This window comes from Chromatiales bacterium (genome assembly GCA_024234935.1).
Classification (GTDB): domain Bacteria; phylum Pseudomonadota; class Gammaproteobacteria; order Steroidobacterales.
Window position 1 is genome coordinate 1 of record JACKNI010000002.1, and the last position, 12,333, is coordinate 12,333.

General features: G+C 60.4%; 8 protein-coding genes. 3 read left to right on the forward strand and 5 right to left on the reverse strand.

What is annotated here, in order from left to right; genetic code table 11:
* The 5 genes from H6979_05355 to H6979_05375 all read right to left on the reverse strand — a co-directional run.
* On the reverse strand, nucleotides 1-2,978 hold a 2,978-nt coding region (locus H6979_05355), incomplete at its 3' end, for an SIR2 family protein (GenBank protein ID MCP5139262.1).
* Complete coding sequence (locus tag H6979_05360; protein MCP5139263.1) at nucleotides 2,978-4,126, reverse strand: restriction endonuclease subunit S; 1,149 nt, start codon at nucleotides 4,124-4,126, stop codon at nucleotides 2,978-2,980. The genes H6979_05360 and H6979_05355, both read right to left, overlap by 1 nt.
* A complete protein-coding gene (locus H6979_05365; GenBank protein MCP5139264.1) occupies nucleotides 4,123-5,919 on the reverse strand; it encodes an N-6 DNA methylase in 1,797 nt (598 codons plus the stop codon). The genes H6979_05360 and H6979_05365 overlap by 4 nt, the downstream gene beginning before the upstream one ends.
* A gap of 14 nt (nucleotides 5,920-5,933) precedes the next feature.
* Entirely contained in the window at nucleotides 5,934-8,315 is a 2,382-nt protein-coding gene (locus tag H6979_05370; GenBank protein ID MCP5139265.1) for a DEAD/DEAH box helicase family protein, read from the reverse strand.
* Between the two features lie 63 nt (nucleotides 8,316-8,378).
* Nucleotides 8,379-9,530, reverse strand: coding sequence for a Fic family protein (locus H6979_05375; GenBank protein MCP5139266.1), 1,152 nt, complete (start codon nucleotides 9,528-9,530; stop codon nucleotides 8,379-8,381).
* 429 nt (nucleotides 9,531-9,959) lie between these two features.
* On the opposite strand from H6979_05375, the gene H6979_05380 reads away from it, so the two are divergent.
* From H6979_05380 to H6979_05390, 3 genes are all read left to right on the forward strand, one after another.
* Nucleotides 9,960-10,364: a GFA family protein gene (locus tag H6979_05380; GenBank protein ID MCP5139267.1), complete on the forward strand. Its 405-nt coding sequence runs from the start codon at nucleotides 9,960-9,962 to the stop codon at nucleotides 10,362-10,364.
* 607 nt (nucleotides 10,365-10,971) lie between these two features.
* On the forward strand, nucleotides 10,972-11,205 hold the full coding sequence (locus H6979_05385; protein ID MCP5139268.1) for a hypothetical protein: 234 nt from the start codon (nucleotides 10,972-10,974) through the stop codon (nucleotides 11,203-11,205).
* A complete protein-coding gene (locus tag H6979_05390; protein ID MCP5139269.1) occupies nucleotides 11,193-12,329 on the forward strand; it encodes a tyrosine-type recombinase/integrase in 1,137 nt (378 codons plus the stop codon). Before H6979_05385 ends, H6979_05390 begins: the two co-directional genes overlap by 13 nt.
* Nucleotides 12,330-12,333 lie beyond the last annotated feature (4 nt).

Here is a 12,333-nt window from a genome sequence, read left to right on the forward strand (position 1 = left end):
TCGTTGGGCTCGCGCTTGAACCAGAGATTGAGCAAAGCTTGGGTACAATGCCCAATCGGATGATTGATGGCTTCGCCCACAGGCCGGCGTGTCGCTTCACCATCCTGACTGATGTCGGTACTTGCCTCCAAGGGCAAAGCCAGTACGCGCCGGCAAAGTTCTAGCAGGATCGCTTCATGTCGTTCAATCGACTTGGACACCGCCTCCATCCACCAGGTGACGCTATGTGCGTTTTCCTGCATTACCTCATCAGGCATTCTCTGGACCAGAGGTGCTGCAAACCTCCACGACCGCGCGACAAGACCTTCTTCGCTCCAGACCTGCAGGGCTTCTCTCCAGCGTCCGGCGGGCCACAAGCCTTCCTGGGCCAGATCACACAAAGCAAGGAGACTATGAAAGAACCGCGTTCGGCAAGTTGCCGGCCACGTGTCTTCATAGAACGAGTGCCGCTCGGGTGGGGGCTGCTTGAGCCAGTTGACCAGGTCGCTCCGCTTACGGGGCGCAAGGTCGACATCGCGACTTGCTTCGTAGTCGGGGTCTCCGGTCCCGCTCATCCAATGAGAGAATTCGTCTTGCTCGTTGCTTGCCAATCTCCATTCGGGATTCACAACAGACAAGTTGTCAATGCGCTGAGATGCAACGTCGCCGAGTTGTCCACCGCCTTCACGAAGTTTGGCGAGCCGCAGCCAGACCTGATGGTCCACTAACGACTGCCACGCCTCTGATTCGAGGTCGTCCCGGTACATTTTTCGCGGCGGGCCCGTGACAATTGCCGCCTCGAGCGTGGCTCGCAATTGTGGCGACAGCATTGCTCCTTGCTGCACGAGCAGACGCATGGTTTCCCGTCGCGTATCCACTGACCACAGCCACCAGGCTTCCTCGGCGACAAACCATTCGACCCATTGCTCGGGGGAGATACAGTCATCCTGACTCGCAGCGAACAGGGCCAATCGCTTGAACGTTGGGTACGGCAGGTCAAACCATCCACTTGCGATCCTGCTGGCGCGTTGCGGATCAGTTTTCTGAATTGCCAACCATGCATCCCGCAGCAACTCGATCAATGTCGCCCAATCACGGAACCCGCGATTCTGCCAATGCGGGCTTATCGACGGCAAATCCCAGTGCGAGCGGTCGCTACGATCGTCGGCTTCACCCAACTCGTTCAGCAAGTCCAGTGCATCTCTTAGCAGTTGCTGAAAGTCATCTATCAGAGCCGGCAGTCCCGCCCGCCAACTGTCATCAGCGAGATCGCGAAGCGATGAACGGACGTGGTCGGCAGTCAGCACGAGCTCCCAGTCCACCAATTGCCTAATGCGTGTCGGCTGATCGGCGCTTTGTTCGTCCGCAACCCAGCGAAAGGGCTTCTTCAAGACCACCTTTGGCTCCAGCAACTGGCGAAGCTCCAAGCGCAGTGTGGTGGTTAAACCCTCACGCGTTAATCGATCCTTCCACCGGTAAAGATCCAGATCACGTCCCGGCGATCTCACCCGTCCAGTCAACAGCAAGCGCCAAACCGCTCTCATCAGCGGTCCGGGGATGGCATTCGGAGCTTGGGCGCGGATCTCGTCTAGTTCGCTGGTCTTTCCTTCACGCTCTAATCGGGCGATGCGGTCCAGCTCATGCTCGATCAGCCAAGGCCATCGGTCCTGCAATTGACTCCCTCGTTCGGCCACCCAGATGACCAACGCCGGATCGTTCAGATGCCGCACCAGCCAACGTGCAAGTTGGAACATCACGAGATCGAATTGGCTGCCGGCAGCATTCCCTGAAACCAGAACCATCCACGGCGCATGCCTGTACGGCGCGGGCCGGCCGATCAGGCTGAATTTCAGCTTCTCATCCGGGTCTGAACGCGGCGGCACACCAAAGCGTCTCAAGTCACCATGCTGGTAGCGACTCTCCGAGAAGGCCTCCAGCCATTCGAGTGATGGAACAGGGTTGAAGTCTGCAAAGCGCTTTGCTGGCAGTCCCGAGTCGTGAGACAGCGCCCAGAGCATTCGCCCTACGAAGTCGTCTTCGCGAGTACTTTCTGAAGGGCGCGCCAAGGCGTAATCCACCACGATTCGCTCCTTTCCGAGAATCCCGTCGCGGTGTGTAGCGGCCCAGGCCTTCAGCGTGTTGTGCAGCGCCGAATGATTGTGGCTGGCGGCAGGCACCTCGTAGAGGATAGGGACAACGCCCTTGGCCTTCCATTCGATGGTCTTGTCGTGCTCGCCACCAGGTTCGCAGTCGGCCAGTGCATAAGCCTGAGGCGTTACTTCGCCCAGCACCCGGTCGGCAGCCAGCGCGTCCATCATGTACCGCAGCACCGGATCGTTGATGCTGTATCCCACGAAGCAGACCACGTAATTTCGAAACAGCTCACTGACGAAGCGTGCTGCCCAGCGCTCAGTCAGGTAGGCAAGGCCAAAGTCTCCGCTAGTCAATACAAGGCGATGCAACGCACCGTCGTCTGGGTTGGCGGGCAGTAACCCGTGGAGGTACACGACGCCGTTCCAGCGACTGCTCTTGGGAACAGGCAGCATCGGCGCGGCATAGGCAGTGCATGGCTCCTTGGTGAGTCTCGCAACATGTTCAAAGACACGGTCGAAATTGGTGGTAACCAAGCGCAGAGCCCCATCACGGGCTCGTCCGAGGTGAAGCAGCGCGGCATGGGTATCAGTAGCCCCCTTGCGGCGAAGCCTAGGCTGCAGGACGCTGGCAAGCGCCTTACGAACGGCTAGACCCTGTCGTTGACCAGGGAGTCGATCCTCCAACAGGTTTAGTGTGGCATCGTACTGTCCCCGTTCGAAAGCCTTCTTCTCGATGTCAGTTTGCGTAGTGCCTACATGGCCGTAGATCGCATCCACCAACCACTTGAAGTCCTGGAGTCCGGCGGGGTACGAAATGCCTGCGCCACAGAAGAACACCACGCGATCCTCCTCATGCGCCTGCAACAGTGCATCAGGAATATCTGGGCCGTGGTTGACGAACTGCATTAATCGGCTCCGGCAAACAGGCGTTCCAGCGTGGCCGGGATCAGTGCGTCATTGGATTGGCGTATGGTAGCGTGGGTGGCTTTGAGTTCTGCCACCTTGGTTTGCAAGGTATCGAAGGTTCGCTGCATGGCCGGGGATGGGGTCGGCACCTGAATAGCCATCAGCTTATTGAGACCCAGCGTTCGGTTCCTGCCCGCGCCGCCCGGTGATGCCTCGCCAATCTTCTCCAAACCGGCTTTGGTCAGGAAATAGTAGCGCAGGAACTCCGGCGAGGTGATATCGGGATCAACGCGACAAGTGATGAAGCGATGTGAGCCGAAACGGCCCGCATCCTCCGCTTGGGCAACGGCAATGGCACCTTCCCAGGCGAACACGTTAGAGAAGAGCAAGTCACCTGGTTCGATGCTGAAAAGCCGCTTGGTGCCCACGTCGGCGCCGGTGAGCGGCGGCTTGTGAAACGAGCCTTTGCCGAAAGAGCGAATGCCCAGTTCCGGATAGCTCCCTTCAAGCTCGATATCGATTTCTCGCCTCACCAACGGCGCCACTTCCGCCATCGACCGCATGGCCGCATCTGCAATGGCGTCACGAAAGCGCACGGCTAGCAGTCGGTCACCGTCGCGCTCGATGGAGTCGAGGTGTTCGTTGACCTGCCGCGCCTTTTCCGCCAGCGTGTCGAGGCGGCTGACGATGGCTTGTTGTTCAGGCAGCGGTGGCAGCACAATCTTCTGTGCGAGAAACCGATCCTCCTTGATGCGCACGCGGTTGGTGGTGCCTTCGCTGGCCGCCCTGCACAGATCGACGAAATGCCGGGAGCGCACCATCCATCCCATGAACGCCGGATCGAGTTGCTTGCTTTCGGCAAACTCGAAAGAAGGAAAGTCGTTGCTGACGATGGCGCCATCGAGCTCTTGAGGAACAAGTCCGATTGCGCCGTTGCGGGCGTCTATCTTGGAAAGGATCAGCTGGTTGGCACGTACTACACGTCGCGGAGCTGTGACATCAACACCGCGAACCTTGCCACGGCTGATGACGCCTTTTCCCCAAAGACGGATAGTGACTTCGTCGTACTCGGCGTCCGGCAGACAAACGGCAGGCTCGCTGGATCGACAGAGCACATCGCCCAGCGCGATCTCTGGCCACTGCCTCATCCCTGAACCTCGGCCACCAGCGCTTCGATCTCTCCGAGCAGGCGCAGCACATCTTCCTCACCCGCGCGCATGGCGGCGACCAGGTCTTTCGGGTCGGCGTGCTCCAGCCCTTCGGCGGCATGCGGGTTCTTCAGGTCCAGGTTGTAGATCGGCCAGTAGAGCGCGTCGCCCTCGGCCTGCGCGGCCTTGGCGGCGGCCTCATGGGCCTGCTGCTGCGCCTTCATCTCACGCAGTTGCGCTTGCAGCGCGGCCTTGTCGCCATTGGCAGCATTGCCGATGGTCTGATCCAGTTCGCGGATCGGCTTGCCAAGAGCGAGGACGCTGGCGCGCTCGGTTTCGGCCCGTTGCCAGTGTGGTTTGGCGGCGTCGATAGCGGCGGCGCGTTTGGCGGCGAAGTCCACCCGCCAGGCCTTCGGGCCTTCCTCACGCTTCTTCCACCAGTCGAGCACCGGCTGGAAGGCCTCAAAGGGCAGCGGCGCGGTCTTGCTGTATTTCTTGCGCCCCTCGGGTTGAGGCAGCTCGTAATACCAGATGGTTTCGGTGGGCCCTGAGCGCTGGAAGAACAGTAGATTGGCCGGGATGTCGGTGTAGGGCGCGAACACTCCCTGCGGCAGGCGCACGATTGTGTGGAGATTGAACTCCTTGAGCATCTCCTCCTTGATGACGGCGCATACGCCATCGCCAAACAGGGTGCCGTTGGGCACCACGACGGCGGCGCGACCGCCCTGCTCGGCGCCATGACCCGCATACCGCAGCTTGCGCATGATGTATTGAAGGAACAGCAGCGCCGTTTCCGCCGTCTGCATGTTGGCCGGGAAGTTGGCCTTGATACCGGCCTCCTCCTCGCCGCCGAAGGGCGGGTTGGTGAGGATCACGTCCACGCGCTCGCTGTGACCGATCTCGGTAATGCGCCGTTCCAGGGTATTGCCGTAGGCGATCTGCGGCGCTTCCAAGCCGTGCAGCAGAAGGTTCATTTGCGCCAGCATGTAGGGCAGCGGCTTGGCCTCCTGCCCAAACAGGGTGTCGCGTTGCAGGATGCGGCGCTGATCCGGGTTGGTTACCTGCTGGGCAATGTGGTCGTAAGCTTCCACAAGAAAGCCCCCGGTTCCGCACGCCGGGTCGAGGACAGTTTCGCCGAGCTTGGGGTCGGTCGCCTGCACCATGAAGCGCACCACCGGGCGTGGGGTGTAGAACTCGCCTGAGTCACCGGCGGCATCGCGCATTTCGCGAAGCATGGATTCGTACAGGTGCGAGAGGGTGTGAACCTCCTCGCTGCTGGTGAAGTGGATACCGTTGATCTTGTTGATGATGTCACGCAGAAGGTAACCGCTGACCATACGGTTCTGGACGCCACGAAACACGTTGGCGATCACCTCGCGCTGGCTTCCTTTCTCGCCAGTGCCCGCCAGCCCGCGCAGATAGGCAAAGAGTCCCGCACCGCGCGAGCCGTCAGCGCGGTGGCATTCGTCCTGGTTGATGAAGGACAGCAGTTCGTCGCCCGTGAGGCCGTCCTCGCGCGCGGCCCAGTCACGCCAGCGGTACGGTGCTTCAATGATGGCGTGGTAGGGCTTGCCGTCGAGCTCCGCTTCTTCCGCATGCACGACTTCGAGATCGTCGAGGAACTTGAGGAACATCACCCAGGTGAGCAGCGGCAGGCGGTCTACATCACCGTTGAGCCCCTTGTCCTTGCGCAGGATCTTGCGGGCGCTGCCGATCAATGCCGACAGGTTGTCGCGTGTGGTCACGGGCGCCTTGGCGCCTTTCGCTCTTGGTTTCTTTTCGGCTGCAGCCATTCAGGGGATTCTCGTTATTGATAAAGGGCCGTCTGCAAGCGCGAGACGGCTTCCTTGAAAGGTTTGATACCGCCGAAATGCCGCATGGCAATTTCGGCGGGACTTCCGAAACGGTCGAAGGGTTGCACCTTCATCAGCTCGGATAACGCGCTGAATTGAACGATGCCGCGCTCGATGTACTTGTCGAGCAGTAGCGTGAGGATCTCGCGGGCCGAATCGCCGTACTGGCCGAACAGATCCTGCGCTGCCTTCCTGGCCTGCTCGGCGCGTTGGCGACGGGTGAGCAGCGGTGCGTTCCAGGCCAGATGGCACAACAGGTCAAAGGGATCGGCGTCCGGCTGATCAGCGCTGGCCGCCAGCTCTTCGAAGCTGATGCCGCGCTCGGTCAGCTCGCGCAAGACCTCGCCGCGAGTATCGGGGTTGGCCCAGGCTGATTGCAGCGCATCGCGGGTTGGGTACAGCGTGCGGACAGTGCGGCCTGAATATTCGGTGTACTTGACGACTTGGAGCTTCTTGCCATCAGTATCGAGGTCGTAGATCAGGTGACCGATGACCTCAACATCGCCGCCGTCCACATAGAATTTGCGCGGCTCCGCCGGTGGCTCGGTCAGTATCTCGCCCGGGCCCTCGCCGGTTTCCATGATGTCGAGGAGGTAGTCGGCGGGTGCTTCTTCGACCCCGGGTGGCGTTTCGACGACTGAACCAAGTGTTTCGCCGGTGTCATCGATGGTTACTTCCTCGATGCGTACGGGATCGCCATCGAAGTCAGGATCGGCAAAGTGCTGGGTGGCGGTGCCGGTGAAATCGATGATGTTGAAGTATTCCTTGCCGTAGTCGACCTTCAACCGCGTGCCGCGCCCGATAATCTGCTTGAACTCGGAACGGGACCCAACGACCCGCGCCAGGACCACGTTCTTGACCATCTCGGCGTCTACACCGGTGGTCAACAATTGCGAGGTAGTCAGGATCACCGGTGTAGGTTTGTCCACATCCTGAAAGTGCGCGAGGTGTGTGAGGCCGATGGCGGCTTCGTCGGCGGTGACGCGGCAGACGTAGTCGGGATATTGCCTGACCAGATCACTGTTCAGGTTGACCAGCTCCTGACGCATTTCAGCGGCATGCTCCTGGTCGACGCAGAAAACGATCGTCTTCGCGAAACGGTCGGCACCTTTCAGGAAATCTGAAAGATGCTTGGCAATTGCCTTGGTGCGTGCACGCAAGGCGACGACGCGCTCGAAGTCCTTGGTCTGGTACTCGTCGTCCGGCACCGGCCTGCCGAACCGGTCGAGTTCATCCCGGGACGGGCGCCAGCCGGCGGCATCCACCGTGGTGATGACGCGATGGACGCGATAAGGCGCGAGAAATCCGTCCTCGATACCTTTTCGCAGGCTGTATGTGTAAACCGGGTTGCCGAAGTACTCGTAACTGTCGCGAGACTCCTCGCGCAGCGGCGTTGCCGTCATGCCGAACTGCACGGCAGACGCGAAGTAGTCGAGAACCGCGCGCCAGTTGCTGTCATTGCGACTGGAGCCACGGTGACATTCGTCGATGATGATCAAATCGAAGAAGTCTGGTCGATACTGGCGGAACACCTCTTCGTTGGCGGTGGACAGCGCCTGATAGATGCCGAAGTACATATCCCGGCTCTGGCTCACGTCGCCACCGGCGATCTTGTGGCGGGCATCGCCAAATGGCGCGAACATCTTCGCCATCGGATCATCGACCAGGATGTTGCGGTCAGCGAGGTACAGGATCTTCGGGCGGCGGTATTCACCGGTGCGGTTCCAGCGGCTGTTCCACAGCTTCCAGCAGAGCTGAAACGCTACGCAGGTCTTGCCGGTACCTGTGGCTAACGTGGCGAGCACGCGCTTTTGCCCGTGCAGGATCGCCTCGATCACGCGATTAATTGCGATCAGCTGGTAGTAGCGCGGTACTTTTCCGGATACCAGGTTGAATGGTTCAAGCAAGTGGGATGTGGCGGGGTCAGGCAGCGAAGTGGCTGCCGTCAGGCGCCGCCAGAGCTCGGCGGGTGTCGCGAAGCGGCCCACCTCGCGCTCAGTGCCGGTGGTGTAATCGATTTCGATGATCCGGTGACCATTGGTCGCATACGCGAACTTGAGGCCGAGGATCTCAGCGTACTCTTTGGCCTGTTGCACACCCGTTTCTGCAGGCAGGCCCAGCTCCTTCGCTTCCACGACGGCCAGTGGAAAATCTCGCCGGTAGTAGAGCAGGTAATCGGCACGCTTTTGCTTCCCGCGACGTACACGGCCGCCGGTGACGATGATGCGGCCATTGGTGAAGGTGCGCTGCTCGCCGATCACGTGGGGCTCGCTACCCCATCCAGCATCAACCAGCTTGGGGGTGACCAGCTCCCGACAGGTGTCGGCTTCGGTCATTATCTGTGTTGTTGCCGTCATAGGGGTTCCGGGACTCTGGCGGTGTGATCTCTTTCCGAGTGTCTAATCAAGGAGCCGCAGATAGCCATCGTAGCGGTACAACCGGTCACGCTTACGGTCGCCAACTTCGGCAAGGATGCCGGCTTTGATCAACACGTCAATCGCCTTCCCCGCGGTGGGCTTGCTGGTTGACACGAGCCGGGTCACCAGCGGCATCGTAACAACCGGGTGTTCGGGCAGCTGCTCGAAGAGTTGCATGGCCGTGATGGTCGCACCGGGCGTTGCAAGTAGTGTCTTTCGATCCTCGCTCACGCGGGCGTATAGGGCGCGCGCAGTTTGGCTAGCGTCCTCGGCAATCTCCGAGACACCAAGCAGAAAAAAACGCAGCCAGCCAATCCAGTCGCCCTCCGTTCGGACCGCGCCTAGCCACCGGTAGTACGCAGCCTGGTTCTGCTTGAGATAGAGGCTCAGGTACAGCATCGGGCTCTTGAGCAGTTGCCAGTGGTCGAGAAGCAGAGCGATCAGCATCCGGCCCAGCCGGCCATTGCCGTCGAGGTAGGGGTGAATGCTTTCGAATTGAACGTGTACCAGTGCGATACGCAGCAATGGCGCCAGATCGTCCTCAGCATGGATATAGCGCTCAAGATCGCCGAGCAGCTCGCCAACCCGCTCCGGTGGCGGCGGCACGAATACGGCATTGCCGGGCCGGCTCCCTCCCACCCAGTTCTGGGAGCGGCGAAGCTCGCCGGGTTGTTTGCTGGCGCCGCGCACACCCCGCATCAGCATGCGGTGACAGTCGTTGAACAGGCGCACCGAGATCGGCGCCCCTTTTGCTGAGTGGATCTGTTTGAATGCGTGATTGACCGCGGCGACGTAATTGGTGACTTCCTCGATGTCTTCAATGGTCGAGGCGCCGGGTTGGTCGGTCTGCTCCCAGGCCAGGACGTCGACAAGAGTTGCCTGAGTGCCCTCGATCTCCGAGGACAGCAGGGCTTCCTTGCGGACAAAGGCATAGATGAACCAGTCGAGCGACGGGATCATCTCACCTGCCAGATCGAGCCGGGCCAGCGCCGCTTCGGCAGCCCGCAATGGCTCGGTCAAGGTTTGCAATTGCTTGGCGGAAAATCGCGGCGGAAGTGCGTCCGGCACGAAGGCCGCGACCGTCTCGCCGGTGACGGTGGTCTTGAGGTATCGGCCGGTAGGTTTGGCACTCATGGTAACGAATACTTTACCAATTCTGGAGGAAAGTAAAGATAAAGTTACTAGGGCTGATCACCCCTAAAGGATCCATTCATTGGGTGAAATCCCGGGATTAGCCATGGCCCCGGTCCCACCCAAGCACCGTCGACAGGGGTGTAGGCCGGGCTGCAATTCCGCGTTCAGCTCCCGTGGCCGGTGGATAAGCTGTTGACAGCCTCGTGCTATCAGGCGTGCCAACTATCGTGCTATCAGGCGTGGGACTATCGTGCTATCAGGCGTGCCGCAAGGGTCTAAGCCCCTGTTCTAAAGGCGGATTTAGAGCCCGTAAATCTTCTAAATATCTGGAATCCCTAAAGAGAACTGAAACAGCCCTCCGATGGCCTCCCCCGGGCCAAAAGAGCAGCGGTAAGCTGACGCCAACTGAAGTCACAGTGGACCTGAATCATGTACACCGGCAGTTGTCTCTGCGGAACGGTCCGATACGAGATCCAAGGCGCTATCCGGAACATCGTCTACTGCCACTGTTCGCGGTGCCGCAAGGCCCAAGGCAGCGCGTTCGCGACGAATGGGATCGTGGCCGCGAACGATTTTCGGATTATCGAGGGCGAAAGCGTACTGGCAGGCTACGAGTCCACTCCGGGCCAAACCAGATACTTCTGCCGCACCTGTGGCTCGCCTATCCTGAGCCGTTCTATCGCCCGCCCTGAACAGGTTCGCGTGCGAATGGGCACCGTCGAGTCGGACATCACAGAGCGGCCAATGGCGCATATCTTTTCGTCATCCAAAGCCGCCTGGGAGGACATTGTGGATGACCTCCCGAAATACGATAGTTACGAGCCGGGCCGCTGACGAACTGCGTGGCAGTGCCGCTGTGCTGAGACGGCAGCGTACCAGGACTGTAATCCCCAGCTGCACACTTCTACGGCCCGTTCCCCATCGTTGAGCATTACGAGTCCTTTGCTCTGCGGCGTACGAGCGCTACGTAAAAAAGAACGACTTCTGGCGCAGGTTCCTAACACGCTGCTGTACTGGATTACTGCAGCCGGCTGACAGGTTCGCAACAAACTGGGCAACCGGTCCTGAGCAGCCACGTTGTCGGTTTGCTACGTTCCGCCGGCAACCGCGCGCATCACAAATTCGAACAGTGAGCCGCGTGATTGGCGTAGAGCAAGATAAAAGGCGACGGCTCACCTCTCGCCGCTTTCTTTGGTCTGCACATCGGGTGGCGCGGCACGCGCCCGGACGCTTGCGTTGCCGCTGAGCTTTCGAATCGCGAGGACTTCCAGTCAGTTATCGCGTGCCGTCCACGCTGGACTGCGCTGGAGCGGGTTTCGCGAGCAACGGGCACGGCGGAGAATTTCTCCCCGGAGAAACTCACTATGCCCCGTCGCGTTGTCGATTCGCTTTCGCGGTTCGTCCTGCTCCTGGTAGCCCTATCCGACCAGCGGGGTGACCCGTGAACACCCGTCCACGACCCCTGCCACGGCTGCTGCGCTTCCGTGACGCGCCGGGGTATCTCGGCATGGACCGGAACCGCTTCAACCGGGAAGTCCGCCCCAATCTCACCGAGGTGCGGATTGGCATCCAGGGCATCGCCTTCGACCGCCTTGAACTCGATGCCTGGGCGGACGACTATAAGAGCCGCAACGGGCGTCCCTCGGCTGAAAGGAGAAAGCCATGGGACGTATAAGAACCCCGGGCCTCATCAAGCGTGGTGGGGTCTGGCATATCGACAAGCGAGTGACGGGGTATGGACGGGTTGCCGAGAGTTGTGGCACCGCGAATCTGGAGGAGGCAGAGCGCTTCCTGGTCCACCGGATGGAAGTCATCCGGCAGGCCACAGTCTACGGTGTGCGACCGACCCGTTCATTCAGGGAAGCAGCGGCCAAGTACGTGAACGAGCATCAGCACAAGCGCAGCATTGACCGGGATGTCCAGGAGCTTAAACACCTGGATGCCTTCATCGGTCATATGGCGCTCGATCGCGTGCATATCGGGACGCTGCAGCCCTATCTCACCAGCCGAGCAAAAGTGGTCAAACCGGCCACCATCAATCGGTCACTGGCAGTGGTCCGGCGCATCCTGAATCTGGCGGCACGGCTTTGGCGGGACGAACACGGTCTCACCTGGCTGCTCACGCCGCCGCTCATTCAGTTCGTGCCGAACAAAAACGCCAGGCAGCCTTACCCCTTGTCCTGGGATGAGCAGCGGCTGCTGTTTGCAGCCTTGCCAGCCCACCTGGCCCGGATGGCCTTGTTCAAGGTCAACACGGGCACCCGGGAGCAGGAGGTCGTAAAGCTGCAGTGGGACTGGGAGTGTCCGGTGAGGGAACTCGGAACCAGCGTGTTCGTGATACCCAAGCAGTTCGTCAAGAACAGCGAGGAGCGACTGATCGTGCTGAACGACGTGGCCCGGTCAGTCATTGACGAGCAGCGTGGTGTGCATGCCACGCGGGTGTTCACCTACAAGGGCAGACCGGTCACCAAGATGCTGGACTCCGCCTGGAGAACGGCGCGAAAAAGGGCGGCGGCCAGGTACGAAACGGTGATCGGTGAGCGGTGCCCGGACGGCTTCAGGTCAATTCGCGTGCACGACCTGAAGCACACCTTTGGACGCCGGCTGCGAGCCGTGGGGGTCAGCATGGAAGACCGTCAGGATCTGTTGGGCCACAAGTCCAGCCGGATCACGACTCACTACTCAGCGGCTGAGCTGACCCACCTGATCGCGGCAGCAAACAAGGTCTGCGAATCCGACTCCCGCAAAAGTCCCGCAATGACCCTCATACGCTCGCGGGGAGTGCTCGCAACTGCCTGATTGA

Excerpts from the sequence above, each read along its gene's own strand:
- H6979_05360 (MCP5139263.1), bottom strand. The coding sequence starts at position 4,126 with ATGAGGCAGTGGCCAGAGATCGCGCTGGGCGATGTGCTCTGTCGATCC.
- H6979_05365 (MCP5139264.1), bottom strand. The coding sequence starts at position 5,919 with ATGGCTGCAGCCGAAAAGAAACCAAGAGCGAAAGGCGCCAAGGCGCCC.
- H6979_05370 (MCP5139265.1), bottom strand. The coding sequence starts at position 8,315 with ATGACCGAAGCCGACACCTGTCGGGAGCTGGTCACCCCCAAGCTGGTT.
- H6979_05375 (MCP5139266.1), bottom strand. The coding sequence starts at position 9,530 with ATGAGTGCCAAACCTACCGGCCGATACCTCAAGACCACCGTCACCGGC.
- H6979_05380 (MCP5139267.1), top strand. The coding sequence starts at position 9,960 with ATGTACACCGGCAGTTGTCTCTGCGGAACGGTCCGATACGAGATCCAA.
- H6979_05390 (MCP5139269.1), top strand. The coding sequence starts at position 11,193 with ATGGGACGTATAAGAACCCCGGGCCTCATCAAGCGTGGTGGGGTCTGG.